The 17,510-nt window shown below is 65.7% G+C and carries 17 protein-coding genes; 7 read left to right on the forward strand and 10 right to left on the reverse strand.

Features of this window, described 5'->3' with window-relative positions; all coding sequences use genetic code 11:
* Window positions 1-30 precede the first annotated feature (30 nt).
* Window positions 31-1,086, forward strand: coding sequence for a TRAP transporter substrate-binding protein DctP (dctP, locus tag CLD20_RS01075; protein ID WP_224404743.1), 1,056 nt, complete (start codon window positions 31-33; stop codon window positions 1,084-1,086).
* Window positions 1,087-1,483: 397 nt separating this feature from the next.
* Window positions 1,484-2,389: an NADP-dependent oxidoreductase gene (locus CLD20_RS01080; RefSeq protein WP_224404744.1), complete on the forward strand. Its 906-nt coding sequence runs from the start codon at window positions 1,484-1,486 to the stop codon at window positions 2,387-2,389.
* Between the two features lie 180 nt (window positions 2,390-2,569).
* Here CLD20_RS01080 and CLD20_RS01085 read toward each other — a convergent pair whose 3' ends face one another.
* On the reverse strand, window positions 2,570-3,265 hold the full coding sequence (locus CLD20_RS01085) for a class I SAM-dependent methyltransferase (protein ID WP_224404745.1): 696 nt from the start codon (window positions 3,263-3,265) through the stop codon (window positions 2,570-2,572).
* Between the two features lie 135 nt (window positions 3,266-3,400).
* On the opposite strand from CLD20_RS01085, the gene CLD20_RS01090 reads away from it, so the two are divergent.
* Complete coding sequence (locus CLD20_RS01090) at window positions 3,401-4,225, forward strand: helix-turn-helix domain-containing protein (protein WP_224404746.1); 825 nt, start codon at window positions 3,401-3,403, stop codon at window positions 4,223-4,225.
* A gap of 35 nt (window positions 4,226-4,260) precedes the next feature.
* On the opposite strand, the gene CLD20_RS01095 is transcribed toward CLD20_RS01090, so the two are convergent.
* Window positions 4,261-5,205 carry a LysR family transcriptional regulator gene (locus tag CLD20_RS01095; protein WP_224404747.1) on the reverse strand — a complete coding sequence of 315 codons (945 nt, stop codon included), beginning with the start codon at window positions 5,203-5,205 and terminating at the stop codon, window positions 4,261-4,263.
* Between the two features lie 83 nt (window positions 5,206-5,288).
* Here CLD20_RS01095 and CLD20_RS01100 point away from each other — a divergent pair, with 83 nt between their 5' ends.
* Window positions 5,289-5,846, forward strand: coding sequence for an NAD(P)H-dependent oxidoreductase (locus tag CLD20_RS01100; RefSeq protein WP_224404748.1), 558 nt, complete (start codon window positions 5,289-5,291; stop codon window positions 5,844-5,846).
* Window positions 5,847-6,411: 565 nt separating this feature from the next.
* On the opposite strand, the gene CLD20_RS01105 is transcribed toward CLD20_RS01100, so the two are convergent.
* The 7 genes from CLD20_RS01105 to CLD20_RS01135 all read right to left on the reverse strand — a co-directional run bounded on the left by CLD20_RS01105 (window position 6,412) and on the right by CLD20_RS01135 (window position 13,797).
* A complete protein-coding gene (locus CLD20_RS01105) occupies window positions 6,412-7,416 on the reverse strand; it encodes a S41 family peptidase (RefSeq protein ID WP_224404749.1) in 1,005 nt (334 codons plus the stop codon).
* Between the two features lie 174 nt (window positions 7,417-7,590).
* Window positions 7,591-8,250, reverse strand: a complete 660-nt coding sequence (locus CLD20_RS01110) for a transglycosylase domain-containing protein (protein ID WP_224404750.1) — start codon at window positions 8,248-8,250, stop codon at window positions 7,591-7,593.
* A 38-nt stretch (window positions 8,251-8,288) separates the two neighbouring features.
* Window positions 8,289-9,872 carry a glutamine-hydrolyzing GMP synthase gene (guaA, locus tag CLD20_RS01115; protein WP_255599423.1) on the reverse strand — a complete coding sequence of 528 codons (1,584 nt, stop codon included), beginning with the start codon at window positions 9,870-9,872 and terminating at the stop codon, window positions 8,289-8,291.
* A gap of 59 nt (window positions 9,873-9,931) precedes the next feature.
* Window positions 9,932-10,507 (reverse strand): GNAT family N-acetyltransferase, encoded by a 576-nt coding sequence (locus CLD20_RS01120; RefSeq protein ID WP_255599424.1) that lies wholly within the window; start codon window positions 10,505-10,507, stop codon window positions 9,932-9,934.
* Window positions 10,508-10,834: 327 nt separating this feature from the next.
* Window positions 10,835-11,188 carry a hypothetical protein gene (locus CLD20_RS01125; RefSeq protein WP_224404752.1) on the reverse strand — a complete coding sequence of 118 codons (354 nt, stop codon included), beginning with the start codon at window positions 11,186-11,188 and terminating at the stop codon, window positions 10,835-10,837.
* Between the two features lie 83 nt (window positions 11,189-11,271).
* Window positions 11,272-12,768: an Asp-tRNA(Asn)/Glu-tRNA(Gln) amidotransferase subunit GatB gene (gene gatB / locus CLD20_RS01130; RefSeq protein WP_224404753.1), complete on the reverse strand. Its 1,497-nt coding sequence runs from the start codon at window positions 12,766-12,768 to the stop codon at window positions 11,272-11,274.
* 120 nt (window positions 12,769-12,888) lie between these two features.
* On the reverse strand, window positions 12,889-13,797 hold the full coding sequence (locus CLD20_RS01135; RefSeq protein ID WP_224404754.1) for a LysR substrate-binding domain-containing protein: 909 nt from the start codon (window positions 13,795-13,797) through the stop codon (window positions 12,889-12,891).
* Window positions 13,798-13,867: 70 nt separating this feature from the next.
* Here CLD20_RS01135 and CLD20_RS01140 point away from each other — a divergent pair, with 70 nt between their 5' ends.
* Entirely contained in the window at window positions 13,868-14,809 is a 942-nt protein-coding gene (locus tag CLD20_RS01140; protein WP_224404755.1) for a DMT family transporter, read from the forward strand.
* 76 nt (window positions 14,810-14,885) lie between these two features.
* On the opposite strand, the gene CLD20_RS01145 is transcribed toward CLD20_RS01140, so the two are convergent.
* A complete protein-coding gene (locus CLD20_RS01145) occupies window positions 14,886-15,200 on the reverse strand; it encodes a hypothetical protein (protein WP_224404756.1) in 315 nt (104 codons plus the stop codon).
* Window positions 15,201-15,424: 224 nt separating this feature from the next.
* On the opposite strand from CLD20_RS01145, the gene CLD20_RS01150 reads away from it, so the two are divergent.
* Together CLD20_RS01150 and CLD20_RS01155 are read left to right on the forward strand one after the other, a co-directional pair.
* Window positions 15,425-15,766: a DUF6455 family protein gene (locus CLD20_RS01150; protein WP_224404757.1), complete on the forward strand. Its 342-nt coding sequence runs from the start codon at window positions 15,425-15,427 to the stop codon at window positions 15,764-15,766.
* 265 nt (window positions 15,767-16,031) lie between these two features.
* Entirely contained in the window at window positions 16,032-17,498 is a 1,467-nt protein-coding gene (locus CLD20_RS01155; protein WP_224404758.1) for an MFS transporter, read from the forward strand.
* The last annotated feature ends 12 nt before the right edge of the window (window positions 17,499-17,510 follow it).

The raw sequence follows: 17,510 nt of genomic DNA on the forward strand, positions 1-17,510 counted from the left end.
ACGAGCATCCGAAAAAAGGGAGGAATGAGAATGATTGAACCAGGCAGATTCCGCTTTGGCGGTCTCGTGCTCGCCGCGCTGATGGCCCTTGGAGCGGGCAATCTCGTCGCGGCCAGCGCGCATGCCGAGAAGACGATGCGCATCGCCCTTCTCTCCGGCGAGGACGACGAGGATTACGACGGCGCGATGGTGCTCAAGGAATACGTGGAGTCGCGTACCAACGGGGACATCTCGGTCGAGATCTTCCCGGGCGGCCAGTTCTGCGGCAGCTATCGCGAATGTCTTGAGGCGGTGCAGAACGGCACGCTGCAGGGCGCCATCTCCACCATCGGCGGCTTCGGCAACCTGTTCCCGCAGGCGCAGGTGATGGACCTGCCCTACATGTTCCGCAACGACCGCGTCGCCGAATGCGTCTTCGACGGCCCCTTCACCAACGAGCTGCGCGATGCCGTGCTGAAGGATGTCGGCGGCCTGCGCCTCATGGCGATCGGCAACACCGGCGGATGGCGGAACTTCGCCACCACCAGCGCGGTGATCAAGAGCCCCGAGGATGTGAAGGGCCTGAAGATCCGCACCATCCCCGCCGAGATCCAGCAGGAGATGGTCCGCGAGATGGGCGGCAACCCAACGGCGATCGCATGGCCGGAGGTCTACACCTCGCTCGCCACCGGCGTCGTGGAGGGCACCAAGAACGGCATCACCGACATCATCAACATGAACTTCCAGGATTACCTGAAGCACATCACCCTCGACGGCCACGCCTATATGGGCGCGCTGTGGTGGGTGTCGGAGGATTTCTGGGAAGGATTGTCCGACCCCGAAAAGCGCATCGTCTATGACGGCTTCCAGCATCTGAAGACGATTACCCGCGCCTTCCCGATGCGCCAGCAGATCGCCGCCTATCAGGCCTTCCGCGACGCGGGCGGCGACATCTACGTGCCGACGCCGGAAGAGAAGGAAGCCTTCCGCAAGGCGACCGCGCCGATGAAGGACTGGTTCACCAAGCAGTATGGCGATGAATGGCTGACGAAGCTGCAGGGCGCGATCGGCGATTGCGAGACGAAGATCGCCGCCGAGCTCAACTGACGCCCGGCCGTTCTTCTTCGATGAACAGCAAGACGCCCGCCCCCAAAGGCGGGCGTCTTCATTTTTAGTCCGCCCGCCGCGCACGATCGCGCGATTCATGCTGTCGGCGACAGCGCCAGAGCAAGTCTGTGCGAAAGGACGCAGGGTCTAGCGGTTTCGGACCACAGGCGCAGCTGCCGCCAGCAAGACTTTGCTTCCTCGGGCCACCTGATCTATGCCGATCCCGTCGCGAAAAACGACCGCTGTGAAGCATGCCTCGCCTCAGATCGGTCGCGGACACGTCAACCTTGCATGTGGCAGGGTTCGGCCAGCGTCTCCCAAACAGTCGCCAATAGCCTCCGAGCTGGCGGTGGCCTGTCGGCATCGATCGATGCCGCGAGATGGTTGGAGCGCGATGATGAAGGCAATCAAGTTTAGCGAATATGGCGGCCCCGACGTGCTTCGTATCGTCGATGTCGAGGCACCCCATGCCGGCCCCGGCGAAGTGAGGATCAGGGTTCGTGCGGCGGGAGTGAACCCGTCGGACTGGAAGCGCCGCGAAGGCCAGTATCGCGCCTTCGAGGAGGTGCACTTCCCGGCCGGGCTGGGCGTGGAGGGCGCCGGCCTTGTCGACGAGGTCGGACCGGGCGTGACGGACGTTGCGATCGGCGACATGGTGTTCGGTTTCGGCGAGAACCTGATGGCCGAGCAGGCCGTCCTCACCCATTGGGCGAAGAAGCCCGAGAGACTATCGTTCGAGGTTGCGGCCGGCCTGCCTGTCGTGTCGGACACCGCCACGCGCGCGCTGGATCAGGTCGGCGTGGCAGCGGGGCAAGCCCTGCTGGTCAGCGGGGCCGCCGGGGGCGTGGGGACGGCGATCGTCCAACTCGCTTGTCTGCGCGGCATCATCGTGATCGGGACCGCAAGCGCAGCCAAGCACGATTATCTGCGCGGGCTGGGCGCCATTCCGACCAGCTATGGGGTGGGGCTGGAGGAGCGCGTGCGCGCTTTGATGCCGAACGGCATCGATGCGGCGATCGACGTTGCCGGCTCCGGGATCATCCCGGAGTTGATCGGGATCGTCGGCGATCGGGCGCATGTGCTTTCCGTCGCCGATGTCTCGGCCGAGCAATACGGCGCCAAATTCTCGCACGGGCCGCCGGTTGATCCGCCGCGCTTGCTCGCCGAGATGGCCGAACTCTGTTCGGCCGGCTCATTCAAGCTGCGCATCGACCGAACCTTCCCGTTGGATCGCGCGAGGGAGGCACAGGAGGTCAGCCAGTCGGGCCACGTCACCGGCAAGCTGGTGGTTTGTGTCGACTAGGCCGCAAGCGGCCCGCCGGAACGTCCCGCAGGGCGGGCCCCTCCAGGGTCACGAGCCGGAAGCGGTCGGCGACATTGTCGGTCGCCGCCACCGATGCGCGCTTCATGAAGAGGCTTCGCAGCACCGTACCGAGCCGGCCGGACGTCGGGGCCCGGCCGCTTGCCGATACCGCCGGGCTCGTCACGGAACCCTCACGGCGAATTCGTTGCCACGGTCTTCGTCGATCGGCAGCGTCTGGGCGATATAGCCGTTGGCGGGATCGCGGACATAGTCGCGATAATCCGCGGCAAAGCCGTTCTCGCCCAGCACCACCGCACCGGCGCGCAGGCGGGGCTCGATCAGCTTGAGCACCGGCAGGTAGAGCGTCCAGGCGCCGTCGATCAGCGCGAGATCGATCTCGCCGCCGACATCCGCGAGCGTGGTCATTGCGTCGCCTTCGCGAATGTCGACGAGATCAGCGAGGCCCGCCGCCTCGATATGGGCGCGGGCCCGCGCCACTTTCGCCGGTTCCAGCTCCGAACCGATGAGCTGCCCGCCGCCATTGTCGCGCAACGCCGCGGCGAGATAGATGGTCGAGACGCCCATCGACGTGCCGAACTCCACGATCCGTGTCGCCCTGGCAGCGCGCGCGATCGCATACAGAAAGCGGCCGTAGCGCCGCGTCACCGACAGGAAGTTGGTCGCGAGGTCCCGATAGGCGCTCCGAAGGTCCGCGCGCTCCTCTGCAATCATCGCCTCGATGAATTGCTCGAGCGTCTCCCCCGAAGCGGCCTGGCGGTCCATCATCTCCTGCATCATGGGACCGTCCGCCGCCTCGGCGTCCTGATGAAGTCGATCCAGGAGCTCGGCGACGCGGGGGCTGCTCAGTGTGTTCACAATTTTTTCCTTCCCAACATGGCGACAGATCGGCCTCGACCGACGCGCTCAAGATGAGTAGAGACACCGATCCCTGTCGTCATTCCGAAGGATAGCCAGAATGTTATCCGATCCCGCCAATCCGGGCCGCCGCTGATGCCGCTCTTGAATGCCAACTCCGATCCCTCCGACTGGGTCGAGCCGGATGACGTGCCGCGGCTGGTGGTCACCTACGGCGTGGAATCATCGACCTTCGGCGACTTCGAACTGGAGCCCCACCGGCACGGCAAAGGTCAGATCCTGCTCGTGCAACGCGGCGCGCTGGCCTGCGAAGTCGAGGGCGGCTTGTGGATCGTGCCGCCGCGCAGCGCCATCTGGATCCCCGGCGGGGCTTTGCACGCGATCAAGGTCACGGGCGCGCTGGAGGGCTATGGCGCCTTTATCGCCAGCGATGCCGATCCACGACTTCCAACCGCCTGCTGCGCCCTCTCGGCGACGCCCTTGCTGCGCGAACTCCTGGTCCGTGCCGCCCGCCTGCCGCTGCTCTATGAGGAAGGCGGCGCCAATTCGCGGCTGCTGTCGGTACTGCTCGACGAACTGGTGATTGCCCGGGTCGAGGATCTGCATCTGCCGATGCCGACCGATCCGCGGTTGCGCCAGATCCTCGATGGGATGCTTGCCGCGCCGGGGGACCGGGGAACGCTGGCGACATGGGCGGCCCGCGCCGGCCTCAGCGAACGCACGCTGCTGCGCCTGATCAAGCGTGAGACCGGCATGAGCTTTGGCCGCTGGCGCCAGCAACTGGGCATCGTGTTGGCGGTCAAATGGATGGCGGGCGGCGCGACGATCCAGCAGGTCGCCGCCGACCTCGGCTACGAAAGCGGACCGAGCTTCGTCACGATGTTCAAAAGGGCCCTCGGCACGCCGCCCGGCCGCTACATGGCCGAGCGCTACACGGCCAAAGCCGCGACGGGCAATTGACCAGGCGGAGGGCGCGAGCGGCTATCGCCGCCCGCCTAGGCGGTGACGCGAGCCACCTGGCTTTGCGAACCGTGCAACTCGGGCGCGATCGCGCGTATGAGCTCGGAAACCAGCATCACGGCCGGATCCATGTCGGTGCGGCCGTGCCGGACGAGATACAGTGACACCGGTTCGAGGGTGATCGGCACGGGACGTTGGGTCAGGTGCTGGGCGGCGGCGGAGACCATCACGCCGGCCGGGAACGCGCCCAGCAAATCGGTTTCGCGCAGCAGTTCCAGCGCAACCAGGAAGGTGGGTGCAACGGTGGCGACGCGGCGCTGACGTCCGATGCGGGCAAGCGGGGCATCGACCGACCCCGCTTTGTCTCCACGGCCGGAGACGACGACATGGGGGAATGCCAGCCAGCCGTCGAGGTCCAGTTTCGCCGCCGCGGCCAGCGGATGCTCGCGTCGCATCACGACGGTATATGGGTACAGGCCCAGCGGCTCCGTCCGCAGCGACACGCCGGCGACTGACGCGACGGTGACGACGAGGTCCACCTCCCCGCGCTCGAGCCGCATGACTTCATCACCGGCATGCCAGGGGTGGAAGATCAGGTCGATGCCGGGCGCGCGCTTGGCCAGTTCCGCGGTCAGGATACCGCTGAGCGCAGCGGCGGGAACGTCAGACACGACGAGGCGAACCGCCCCGCGCAGCTCGGCCAGGTCTGGCGGCCCGGCCGCCACGATGCCGGCCAGTTCGGCGAGCGCGGCGCGCAGCGGCTCGCGCATGGCATCGGCGCGCGGCGTTCGGCGCATCCCGTTCGGCGGCGCGCGCACCAGCAGCGGATCGTCGAACAGCGCCCGCGCCCGTGCGAGCGCATTCGATGCGGCCGGCTGGGAAAGCCCGAGTCGCTCGGCAGCCCGGCCCACATGCGCTTCGTCCAGAAGCGCATCCACGATCACGAGCAGGTTCAGGTCGATGCTACGGAGCTTCACCACATGAATGGCATACCATAACAAACATCATTTGGACGAACATTTGCCGAGACGCCATCTGCCTGGGCTTCAAGGAGGCGTCCATCATGAAAACCGTAGTGCTGCTTGCCCATCCCGAGTTTGCCGCATCCCGCGCCAACCGTGCATTGCTTGCCGGGCTGGATGACCTGCCCGGCATGGAAATCACCGACCTCTATGCCCTCTACCCCGATGGCAAGATCGACTACGCGCTCGAGCGAGAGCGGGTGCTGCGGGCCGACCGGCTGGTGCTGCAATTCCCGCTCTTCTGGTATTCGACCCCGCCTTTGCTGAAGCATTGGCAGGATACGGTCCTCACACCCCTCTTCTATCTCGAGCCGGACATAGCCGCAGCGACGACGGGTCTGCCGATCCTGACGGCCATCACGACAGGAGGACCTTCGGCGAACTACCGGCTGGAGGGCGCCACCGGAAACACCGTCGAGGGCCTGCTTGCGCCGCTCATAGCCACGGCGCGGCGATGCGGCTGGCTGTGGCAGGCGCCATTCGCCCTGCACGACGTGCGCAACCTCGATGATGCCGCACTCGCGCAGGCCGGCGAGGCCTATCGCTCCAGGATCCGATCGGCACCGACGCGGGAGCGGCAACTGGAAGTTCTGGCGTGAGAGCTGGCGAGGCTGTCGTTCCGCGAAGAACGACAGGGAAGAGCGGAGACGGCGAGCGTTACACGGCCAAAGCTGCGACCACGTGCGCAGCGGCAGGCATCACACCGCCAGCAGAAAGCTGAGATGGGTGGAGGCCGGGCAGACCGAAGACGGGTTGCCCGTCTAGAGGCTGGCGCGCGCTCAAAAGTGATTGAAGCTCCGCATGGAATTCTTCTGGCGGACGCCCGATGGGCGAAGATGGAACCGCATTGCCCGGGCAAGACGACTGATCCCTGCCGAAGCCGGAGCGGCAATCGGCTCTTCGTCGAGGTGGTTCCTGAAAATCGTGTGAACCGCCAGCCCCTGGCGAGACATGCCAGCCTGCTTCGGCAACTCGGACTAAGCCGCATTTGAACCTGGGTCGGAAATTCTGGACACGCCCACTTCAACCGGCCGCTCCTCGCTCCGGCTCCATCAGAGCGTGTTCGAGATGGGGATCCGAGAGATGGCGGCAGAACATCACCTGCCTGCTTCCTTGACCCAGACTTTTGCATTCGCAGCTGCAGATAATCGGCTCACCCGCCGGTTATGGTTGCCTCGTCTGGGGTGTACCAGTCTCGGACTTCGCCAGCGCCACTGCGGTTTCCTGAGTGTTTTCAAGCGTTGCTTGAACGTCGGGGCGCACCCCGACACCCTCCCAGTTGCTCCGCGTAACTGGATTTTCGGCCCGACCCGTCGGCACAACGGCAAAGAAGTCCGAACCTAGTTCACGAAGCCCGCCCGGATTGGCACCACCGCGTGTGACCGTGCCGACGACGATCGCCCGCCGAAGGGCCTGCAAGTCGTATGCGAATTCCTCGCCCGCCGAATAGGTCTTCGGACCGACCAGAACGTAGACCGGTTTGCCGAGGTAATGCACGGGCGTCGGCGAACTCCAGAAAGCTTCCGTTCTGAACGTCAACGTCCCGCGATTGCGCCAGATGAGGTCGTTGATATGGACGCGCGCACCTTCATCGAGAAAGAAGCTGACGAGGTAGGCAACGGATGCTGGGTGGCCGCCGCCATTCTCGCGCATGTCGATGAGCAGGGCGGCGGTGTCCGACACGCTGCGCATGGCCTTGTCGGCCGCTGGTTTGAAGGTATCGGGCGGAACGAACCGGCTGAGGTGGATGTAGCCGATATTCCCGTCAAGCCGCTTCACCTCGAAGCCGGCTTCGTCCGTGCCGCCGGACGCTGATCGATTGCCGAACGGCGATCCAAAGATCACGCGCAGATGGCTATCTTTCGTTATTTCCCGGAGTTGTGCGGTCAGCTTTGCGGCAAACCGTTCGGGATCGGTCACCTCGGCATAGACATGTTCCGCCAGCGCGTTTTCCAGTGTCTCGGCCGCCAGAGCACCCTTCTCCGGGAAGACGTAGCCTTCGCGCAACTCCGCGACGATGCCTCCGATTGTCGTGCTCACCGTCGCTCGATCCAGTGTAGCGCCTTGTGCCGTGCTGGGAGATACGTCTGCTTTCGCGGCGCTTGCTGCCATGAATGCGAAAATCACCGCGCAGCATGTTGCCAGGAACAGCGGTCGATAGCCTGCCATTGAAACCCTTTCGGCTTGCGAGAACCTACATTAAAACCAGATCCAAATTCTTGTTATTTTTATGAATTTTGATTTTACTTACAAGCACCCTATTTCCCATGTCGACATCAAGAACATCGCCTTCTCTCTGAAATAACTCAGCAACGATTGCCTGCGATGCGGCAACGCATGGGGTCATTGCCGGCACCCATCGAGCCAAACATCCGAAAAGCCCGCAGGCGCACAAGCTCCGGCTGCCAGACGCTGGATACGGGCCACCCGTTCGTCGAGCCTGGCATCGCTTCCAACGAGATCGTAGGAGGCCGGCGCAATCAGCACCGCCGCGAGCCGGATGAACTCGGCTTCGGTCAGTTCGGCTGGAGGCCGCCCATAGATCGCTGAGCTTGCCGAAAAAAAGCCGACCATCCAGCCATTGGGGCCGTTGCCCATTTGCAGCGTCTCCAGCCACAGGGCAAGGATCTGCTCCTTGGAAAGACTTCTCTCCAGCCCAAGCGCATAGCCGGTCTGGCGTATCTTACCGATGCCGGGATGAAACTCCTCAAAGGCGAGCCGTTTTGCTGCCGATTGGGTGATCGTGGTCAAGCCGGCGCCCGGGCTCGAGAAATCCACTCCGGAATGCGTTGAAAAATTCGGGTCTTCGACCGCAAGCAGGATAGCCCGGTGTGCCGCCCCCAGGGAGTCACCACCGCTACCTTGAGCAATCAGTGCATCGGCACGAGCGCGCAAGCCCTCGGCATCCGATACCGCATCCCAGTATCCCTTGGCGCCATAACCCACGAGGCCAATCAGCAAAAGAGCGAATACGATGCCCAAATACTTCAATATCCGCATCATTCGATCTACTTATCCTAGGTACCGCAGGCTTGTATCCGTCACTCCCACTCGATCGTGCCGGGCGGCTTCGAGGTCACGTCGTAGACGACGCGGTTGATGCCCTTCACCTCGTTGATGATGCGCGTCGCGGCCGCGCCGAGGAAGTCCATGTCGAAGTGGAAGAAATCGGCCGTCATGCCGTCGACGGAGGTGACGGCTCTGAGGGCACAGACGAAATCATAGGTGCGCGCATCCCCCATCACGCCGACGGTCTGCACCGGCAGGAGCACGGCAAAGGCCTGCCAGATGGCATCGTAGAGGCCGGCCTTGCGGATCTCGTCGAGATAGACCGCGTCGGCCTTCCTGAGGATATCGAGCTTCTCGCGCGTCACCCCGCCCGGGCAGCGGATGGCGAGCCCCGGCCCCGGGAAGGGATGGCGCCCGACGAAGCTTTCGGGCAGGCCGAGCTCGCGGCCGAGCGCCCTCACCTCGTCCTTGAAGAGCATGCGGAGCGGCTCGACGAGCTTGAGGTTCATCCGCTCCGGCAGGCCGCCGACATTGTGGTGCGACTTGATCGTCACCGAGGGGCCGCCGGTGAAGGAGACCGATTCGATCACGTCCGGATAGAGCGTGCCCTGGGCAAGGAATTCCGGCGCCGCGCCCCCATCCTGGCCGAGCTTCTTCGCCTCCGCCTCGAAGGTCTCGATGAAGAGCCGGCCGATGGTCTTGCGCTTGGCCTCCGGGTCCGCCTCCCCTTCCAGAGCGGAGAGGAAGGTGTCCTCGGCGCGCACATGCACGAGCGGGATGTTGTAGTGGTCGCGAAACAGCGAGACGACCTCCTCGCCCTCCCCAAGCCGCATCAGCCCGTGGTCGACGAAGATGCAGGTGAGCTGCTCGCCGATCGCCTCGTGGATGAGGACGGCCGCCACGGAGGAATCGACGCCGCCCGACAGCCCGCAGATGACGCGGCTGGAACCGACCTCCTCGCGGATGCGGGCGATCGCCTCCTCGCGGAACGCCGCCATCGACCAGTCGCCGGAAAAGCCAGCGATCCGGTGCGCGAAGTTGGCAATGAGCCGCGCCCCGTCCGGCGTGTGCACCACCTCGGGATGGAACTGCACGCCATAGAGCTTCCGGGTTTCGTCGGCGATCGCGGCGAAGGGCGCCCCCTCGGAGGTGCCGATGACCCGAAAGCCTTCCGGGATGGCGGTGATCTTGTCGCCGTGGCTCATCCAGACCTGGTGGCGCGTGCCCTTTTCCCAGATGCCGGCAAAGAGCGGCGAGGCTTCCTTCACTTCCACGAAGGCCCGGCCGAATTCTCGGTGGTCGGAGAGTTCCACGTCGCCGCCGAGCTGACGGCACATCGTCTGCTCGCCGTAGCAGATGCCGAGCACGGGAAGCCCCGCCTCGAAGATCGCCTGCGGCGCGCGCGGCGTGTCGGTGTCGGTCGTGCTCGCCGGGCTTCCTGAAAGGATCACGGCCTTCGGTTTCAGGCGGGCGAGCGCCTCTTCGGCCTTCTGGAAGGGAACGACTTCGGAGAAGACACCCGCCTCGCGCACCCGGCGCGCGATGAGCTGGGTCACCTGCGAGCCGAAATCGACGATGAGGAGCGTGTCGTGCTGGACGGAAATGGGCTCTGTCATCGCAAGGCGTTTAGGCACAGAAGCCGCCCACCACAATAGGGCGAACGGCCCGTGACGCCCTATTCCAGAAAAAGCTTGAAGCCGGCATGGCTCCGGGTGAAGCCGAGCCGCTCGTAGAAGCGGTGCGCGTCGGTGCGGGCCGCGTTGGAGGTGAGGCTGATGGCGTTGGCTCCCGCCCTGCGCGCTTCCTCGATGGCGAAGCGCACCATCTGCGCGCCGATGCCTCCCCCGCGCAGATCGGGCGCCACCTGCACCGCCTCCAGCACCGCCTTGATCGTGCCGCGATGCGGCAGCGAGCGGCGGATGCCGAGCTGGAAGGTGCCGACGACGCGCCCTTCCCGCTCGGCGACGTAGAGCGTCTCCTCCCCGCTCGCATCGATCGCGGCGAAGGCCGCCTCGTAGGCCGGAAACACCGCCGGATCGGTGGTATCTCCATGGCCGCCGAGCTGATCGGATGCGAAAAGCGCCACAAGATGAGGAAGATCCTCACTTTGTGCGGGACGAATGGAAAGGCCATGCATACTTGAGCGCGAACCCCTTTTGTCTTTGCCAGCGCAATATCGCCGCAATACCTTCAAGCAGACACCTTTCTGCCGCAATCGCGCCACACGGCCGCCACGGCCCCGGCAAAACATCAGTCTGCTCGACGGCGTGCTTATGGCCAATTCCGGTTCAAGCCAACACCGCCGACGCTTTCAGGAACGAGACCGATGGCATCTACTCCGAAGCCGGGCCCCAAGGATCCCAAGGGCGGCAAGGGCGGCAAGAAGTAAGCAATTTCAGCCCATTGATTCTCTTTGCGGCCATCCCTCGCGGGATGGCCGTTTTCGTTTGGGGCGCGGCGTCCTTCCGCTTGCCGCAACCGGCCGGGTGGACGCGTGCCTGAAGGGCGCGAGCCATCCCGGCACGATTGCCGGCGCGGGACTTGAACGCCCTTGCTTGAACGCCGTTGGGAGAAGCGTTCAGACGCCCGCGAGGCGGGCGCGCTTGCCCGCCATCTCGGCAAGGCCGATGGCACCGATGGCGAGGACCACATGCGCAAGCTGGAGCGACCACTGGCCGCCGCCCATCGCCGTGGTCAGCTGGGCATAGCCGACGATCGGCACGACAAGGCCGACGAGGAAGCCGGCGAGCGCGATACCCTTTGCCGTGCCCATCGCCTTGAAGGACAGGAACCACAGGAGCAGCACGAAGATCGCTCCGACCGTCATGTGCAGATGGACGGGCATGGCGGCATAGCCGAGCCATCTGGCAATTCCGAGGGCAAGGGCGAAGAGCGCGCAGAGCCGCGCGCCCATCAGCATCGTCTTGGTCATGGTGTCACTCCGGTGTCGGTGTTGGCCGCGCCCGCGCCGGCCCGCCCGAAAGCGGGGGCCGCGCGGGGCGAGGGAAGGCCCGTCTACTCGATGCCGAGTTTCTCCTTCAGGAGCGCGTTGACGGCCTGCGGATTGGCCTTGCCCTGGCTCGCCTTCATGACCTGCCCGACGAACCAGCCGATCATGGTGGGCTTCGCCTTGGCCTGCTCGACCTTGTCGGGATTGGCGGCGATCACCTCCTCGACCAGCGCTTCGATGGCGCCGGTGTCGGTGACCTGCTTCATGCCCCGGCTTTCCACGATCTCGCGCGGCTCGCCGCCCTCGCCATAGGCGATCTCGAAGACGTCCTTGGCGATCTTGCCGGAGATCACCTCCTCCTTGAGCATGTCGAGGATCTGGCCGAGCTGGGCCGGCGAGACGGGCGCCTCGTCGATCGGCCTCCCGTCCTTGTTGAGCGCGCCGAGAAGGTCGTTGATCACCCAGTTCGCCGCCTGCTTGCCGTCGCGGCCCTCCGCGACCGCCTCGTAGTAATCGGCGATCGCCCGGTCGGAGGTGACGATGGAAGCGTCGTAGGCGCTGAGCCCGTAGGCCTCGATCAGCCGGTTGCGCCGGTCGTCCGGAAGCTCCGGCAGCCCGGCTTCGAGGTCCCGCACATAAGCCTCGTCGATCTCCAGCGGCAGTAGGTCCGGATCGGGGAAGTAGCGGTAGTCATGCGCCTCTTCCTTGGAGCGCATGGAACGCGTCTCGCCCTTGCCCGGATCGAAGAGTCGCGTCTCCTGGTCGATCGTGCCGCCATCCTCGATGATGCCGATCTGCCGCCGCGCCTCGTATTCGATCGCCTGGCCGGCGAAGCGGATGGAATTGACGTTCTTGATCTCGCAGCGCGTGCCGAAGGGCTCGCCCGGCCGGCGCACCGAGACGTTGACGTCGGCCCTGAGGTTGCCCTTCTCCATGTCCGCGTCGGAGGTCTTCAGGTAGCGCAGGATCGTCCTCAGCTTGGTGAGGTAAGCCTTCGCCTCCTCCGAGGATCTGAGGTCCGGCTTGGAGACGATCTCCATCAGCGCCACGCCCGAGCGGTTGAGGTCGACGAAGCTCATATCCTCATGCTGGTCGTGCAGCAATTTGCCCGCATCCTGTTCCAGGTGCAACCGCTCGATGCCGATGCGGATCTCCTCGAACTCGCCCTTCTTGTCGGGCCCGACCTCCACCAGCATCTCGCCCTCGCCGACGATCGGCTGGTCGTACTGGGAGATCTGGTAGCCCTGCGGCAGGTCCGGATAGAAGTAGTTCTTGCGGGCGAAGACCGAGCGGTGGTTGATCTTCGCCTTGAGGCCGAGGCCGGTGCGCACGGCCTGCGCCACGCAGGCCTCGTTGATGACGGGCAGCATGCCGGGCATCGCCGCATCGACGAGGCTGACATTGTCGTTCGGATCGTTGCCGAAGGTGGTGGAGGCGCCAGAGAAGAGCTTTGCTTTCGAGGCGACCTGCGCGTGCACCTCCATGCCGATCACGACTTCCCAGTCGCCGGTGGCGCCGGGGATGAGGTTTTTCGGATTGGTGTTGCGGGTCTCGGCGATCATCGGCGGGCGGCTCCTGTCTTCAGCCCGCTATAGACCACGCCTTTTGCGAGAGAAAGACCATGTCGCCGGAGCGACGGCAGACGCGCGCGCCGAGCGGCGCGGCCAGCTGCACAGACGGCGTCAGCCTGCGAGCTCTTCCTTCAGCCAGGCGAGCAGGGCGGCGACCTCAGCGCGGCTGCGCCCCGCCCCGTGCGCGGTGAAGACCGAGATCTCGGCCGGGCGGACGACGCTTTCCCGGCAGGGCCGGATGAGCGCGCCCTCCTTAAGGAGGGTCTCGACCGTGCGCCGCCAGCCGAGGGCGATTCCCTGGCCTGAGACCGCCGCCTGCAGGACCAGCGGATAGCTATCGAAGGCCCGCCCATCATGGGCGCCGACCCGCACCGCCGATCCCACCTCGGCGAGCCATCCGTCCCAGTCGATCCAGTCCTGCGGGACGACGCGGTGCGACAACAGCGCCTGCTTCCGCAGATCGGCGAGCGCCAGCGGAAGCGCCTTTCGCTCGATGTAGTGCGGACTGCAGACCGGAAAGATCTCATCGGAGGCCGTGAAGGCGAGCGGAAAGGAGCCATGCCGCCGCCCGGAAGTCTGGATGGCGACGTCGAAGGGCCCTTCGGCATCCACGATCGGCCGTGTCGAGCTCGCCACGCGCAGCTCCACATCGGGGTGCAGCCGGTGAAAGCGCGAAAGACGCGGCATCAGCCAGTAGAAGGCCTCGCAAAGCTGGCAGAAGAGGACGACCTCGCCCGACCGCGTCCCGCCGCGCAGCTTCCCGGCCGCCTCGCCGATGTCGCTCAACGCCGCTCCGACGATCCGGCCGAGTCGCCGGCCCTCCTCCGTCAGGAAGACGGCGCGGTTGCGGCGCTCGAAGAGGGCGGTGCCGAGATCGCGCTCCAGGGCCCGCACCTGCTTGCTGACCGCCGCCTGGGTCAGGCCGAGTTCGGCGGCCGCCAGGGTGAAGCTCTCCAGCCGCGCCGCCGCCTCGAACGGGGTCAGCGTCGCCAGCGGCGGCAGGCGGCGGCGATCATTCATAACTTTTACTCATGCAAATGGCTCGAGAAGTCGTTTTATGCGGCGATCTGCGCGCATCATACATAACTTCATGGCACGCTTGGAACAAACGCTACCGCCCCGTTCCGTCCCGCTCGGCATCGGCGCGATCGTGCTGGCGGTATTCCTGTTGTCGCTGTCGGACGCGCTGGTGAAGCTGACGAGCGACCGGCTGGCTGCCGCGCAGTTCTTCGCCCTGCGTTCGGCGATTGCGGCCGGCCTCATCCTCGCCGCGACCGCGGCCATGAACCGCCTGCCGCAGCTGCGCCTTCAGCGCCCCGGCTGGGTGCTCCTGCGCAGCGGCCTTCTGAGCACCATGTGGGTCGCCTATTATCTCGCCCTGCCGGCCATGTCCTTCGCGCTGGCTGCCGCCGCGCTCTACACCGCGCCGCTCTTCATGGCCGTGTTCGCGCGCATCTTCCTCGGAGAGCCGATCGGAAGAAGGCGCTGGGCGGCCATCGCCATGGGGCTGCTCGGCGTGATCCTCATCCTGCGCCCCGATCCATCGGGGCTATCGGCACTCGCAGCCCTGCCCTTCCTGGCCGCGTGCTGTTACGCGCTCGCCGCCATCGTCACATGGCGCCACTGCCCGGCCGAGCGCCCGCTCGCCATGGCGCTCAACCTCAACCTGGTTCTCGGGATGACGGGCGGCATCGCCCTTGCGGCCCTGGCCCTCTTTCCCCCGGACCCTGCCCTCGCGGCGGCCTACCCCTTCGCCTTCAGGCTCTGGCCGGCGCTGGAAGGCAGCGATCTGATGCTGGTGGCCCTGCTCGCTCTTTTCATCGTCGTCATCGCCACCGCCGTGGCAAAGGCCTACCAGATGGCGCCGTCGCCGGTGATCGGGCTGTTCGACAACGCCTATCTGGCCTTCGCGGCCATCTGGAGCGCCCTCTTCTTCCACGAAATGCCGGACTTGGCCGGCGGCGTCGGCATCGGCCTGATCGCCCTGGCCGCCCTCCTCAGCGTCAGGGGCGGCAGGCGCAAACGGCGCTGAAGAAAAAAGGCCGCAGCGATGCGGCCAGGCGGCAGTCCGTGGAGGTCTGAGTGTGCGGCCGAAGGCGGCCTTGCGCCTACTGGCAGCAATATTCCGGCGGCGGCGGAATGTCGCCCGGAAGGAAGGTCTCGCCCGTCGCACAGTAGAAATACGGTGTGCGGGCCGGCGGCGTCGGGCGCCCGTCGCGATCGAAGAAGGTGACGGTCTGGCCTCCGATCGGGCAGACCACCTGGATCGGGGCAGGCGCCGGCTGGTAGGCGTAGTTCGGGGCTGGCAGGAGATCCGCCGCCCGCGCGGCGGAGACGCCGGCGGCGAGAATGGCGATGACGGCGGCCGAGAGTGCGGCAACTGCGACCATCTGCCGGCCTGCGCGCCAGTAATCCGTGCTCATGAGAGTTCCCCTTCACCCGTTCGCCTGCCGACAATTTGAGACAAACCGCGGCAAAAGAAGTTAAGGAGCGGCAGGGTTCCCGGCTAAGTTTTCTCTCATGGTGAACGAAACCTTAGCGCATCGCGTCTGGGCAGCGGCGGGCGCAGATTGATCTCGATCAAAGATCGCACAAGCCCCCGCCGTCATAATTTTGCCCAATCCCGAGAATGCGGGCGGAGGACGCGATGGGCCTGAAGAAGCGCTATCTCGAAAACCTCGACAGGATGCGGCGGATGATGGCGCGCTACGCGCTGCAGCCGCTGGACGTCACGCGCTTCTTCGGCGAGGACGAGACGCGCAACGCGCTCGGCCGCTGCATCACCTGCGAAGCGGTCTGTCCGTGCGAGGCCTATCTCGCCGAGGCGGAGCTGACCGAGGTTCCGTCCTTCTGCCCGAACCTGCACATGCTGCAGAAGCTCTCGGCGACCTTGGTGGACGCGGAGGACGAGGCTTCCTCCGGTGGCGGCGGCCTCGCCGCCTGGCAGGCGGTCGATCGGTCGGATACGCGCCTGGGCGCTCCCGCCTGAAGGGAGCGCCGGCGCCAGGCTCCGGTGGGGGCCGGAACGGGCAGGGATGCGGGCCAGCCGGGGGACAGGAGGGGCTAAAAACCCTTTCTGTGGCAGAGCTCCATCTCCGCCCGTTCACTTTTTTCGGGGCGCCGAGACATGTGCCGGGAGGCGTCGCACGCGCCCGCATGAGAGCGCGAGCGTGAAACGGTTCCATCCGCTCTGCGCATGGCTGGCCCGACGATAGATCGGTGCCGGGCAATTGCACCGCGCCGAAAAACGCGGGATGAAAGCTGTTCACTTCCGTCCGCGCCATCCCGACCTAGCTATCCGCTGCATGCCGGCCAGCCGCCTCATCCCGCTGATCATTGCCGTCGCTCTCTTCATGGAGAACATGGACGCGACGATGATCGCCACCTCGCTGCCGGCGATCGCGGCCGATATCGGCACCTCGCCGATCGCGCTGAAGCTGGCGCTGACCGTCTATCTCCTGTCGCTGGCGATCTTCATCCCCGTCTCCGGCTGGGCGGCCGACCGCTTCGGCGCGCGGCACGTCTTCACCGCCGCCATCGTCGTCTTCATGGCGGGCTCGCTCGCCTGCGCCGGCGCGAACTCGCTGATGGGCTTCGTCGGCGCGCGGTTCCTGCAGGGCATGGGCGGGGCGATGATGACCCCGGTCGGGCGCCTCGTCATCATGCGCACGGTGGAGAAGCGCGAATTCGTTTCCGCCATGGCGTGGTTCTCCATTCCCGCGCTGATGGGGCCGATCTCCGGCCCTCCGGTCGGCGGCTTCATCACCACCTATTTCTCCTGGCACTGGATCTTCCTGATCAACATCCCGATCGGCATCGTCGGCATCTTCCTGGCGCTACGCTTCGTGCCGAACCTGAAGGCGATGGAGCCGCGCCCGCTCGATTCGCTCGGCGTGATCCTCGTCGGCTTTGCGACCTCCGGCCTCGTCTTCGGCTTTTCTGTCGCCAGCCTCGGTGTCCTGCCCTCCTGGGCCTGGCAGGCGATGGTGGTCGTGGGCGCGGCCGCCGCCTTTGCCTATTTCCGTCACACGCGCCGGGTCCTGCATCCGGTGGTCGACCTGTCGCTGGTGAAAACGCCCTCCTTCGGCCTCAGCCTCGGCGGCGCGACGCTCTTCCGCATCGGCATCGGCGCCATGCCCTTCCTACTGCCCCTGATGCTGCAGCTCTCCTTCGGCCTCTCGCCGTTCCAGAGCGGCCTCGTCACCTTCACCGGCGCGGCGGGCGCGCTCCTGATGAAGTTCCTCGCCCAGCCGATCCTGAAGCGGGCCGGCTTTCGGCCCGTCCTTGTCGTCAACACGCTGATCGGGGCGGCATTTCTGGCGATCATCGGCTTCTTCGACGAAGGCACGCCCCGCCTGTTGATGATGAGCCTGCTTCTGGTTGGCGGCTTTGCCCGCTCGCTGCAGTTCACCTCGGTGAACTCGCTCGCCTTCGCCGACATTTCCCATGAGCGGATGAGCCATGCCACCAGCCTGTGGGCGGCGGCGCAGCAGGTCTCGCTCGCCCTCGGCGTCGCCATCGGCGGCACCTTCCTGGAGATTTCCATGCTGAGGCATGGCGGCCCGCTGACGCTCGGCGATTTTCACTTCGCCTTCTTCGGCGTCGCCCTCGTCTCGGCGCTGTCGATCTTCTTCTTCTTGCGCCTGCCCGACGACGCCGGCTCGGAAATGAGCGGTCACGTCGTCAATGCGCGCAGCAGCGGCCTTTCGAAGCTAGGCTGAATTTTCAGGGAA

The organism is Afifella sp. IM 167 (assembly GCF_020144925.1).
GTDB lineage: Bacteria > Pseudomonadota > Alphaproteobacteria > Rhizobiales > Afifellaceae > Afifella.

Coding starts and splice junctions, on each gene's coding strand:
- dctP (WP_224404743.1), top strand. CDS start 31: ATGATTGAACCAGGCAGATTCCGCTTTGGCGGTCTCGTGCTCGCCGCG.
- CLD20_RS01080 (WP_224404744.1), top strand. CDS start 1,484: ATGAAGGCAATCAAGTTTAGCGAATATGGCGGCCCCGACGTGCTTCGT.
- CLD20_RS01090 (WP_224404746.1), top strand. CDS start 3,401: ATGCCGCTCTTGAATGCCAACTCCGATCCCTCCGACTGGGTCGAGCCG.
- CLD20_RS01100 (WP_224404748.1), top strand. CDS start 5,289: ATGAAAACCGTAGTGCTGCTTGCCCATCCCGAGTTTGCCGCATCCCGC.
- CLD20_RS01105 (WP_224404749.1), bottom strand. CDS start 7,416: ATGGCAGGCTATCGACCGCTGTTCCTGGCAACATGCTGCGCGGTGATT.
- CLD20_RS01110 (WP_224404750.1), bottom strand. CDS start 8,250: ATGATGCGGATATTGAAGTATTTGGGCATCGTATTCGCTCTTTTGCTG.
- guaA (WP_255599423.1), bottom strand. CDS start 9,872: ATGACAGAGCCCATTTCCGTCCAGCACGACACGCTCCTCATCGTCGAT.
- CLD20_RS01120 (WP_255599424.1), bottom strand. CDS start 10,507: ATGTTTTGCCGGGGCCGTGGCGGCCGTGTGGCGCGATTGCGGCAGAAA.
- CLD20_RS01125 (WP_224404752.1), bottom strand. CDS start 11,188: ATGACCAAGACGATGCTGATGGGCGCGCGGCTCTGCGCGCTCTTCGCC.
- gatB (WP_224404753.1), bottom strand. CDS start 12,768: ATGATCGCCGAGACCCGCAACACCAATCCGAAAAACCTCATCCCCGGC.
- CLD20_RS01135 (WP_224404754.1), bottom strand. CDS start 13,797: ATGAATGATCGCCGCCGCCTGCCGCCGCTGGCGACGCTGACCCCGTTC.
- CLD20_RS01140 (WP_224404755.1), top strand. CDS start 13,868: ATGGCACGCTTGGAACAAACGCTACCGCCCCGTTCCGTCCCGCTCGGC.
- CLD20_RS01145 (WP_224404756.1), bottom strand. CDS start 15,200: ATGAGCACGGATTACTGGCGCGCAGGCCGGCAGATGGTCGCAGTTGCC.
- CLD20_RS01150 (WP_224404757.1), top strand. CDS start 15,425: ATGGGCCTGAAGAAGCGCTATCTCGAAAACCTCGACAGGATGCGGCGG.
- CLD20_RS01155 (WP_224404758.1), top strand. CDS start 16,032: ATGAAAGCTGTTCACTTCCGTCCGCGCCATCCCGACCTAGCTATCCGC.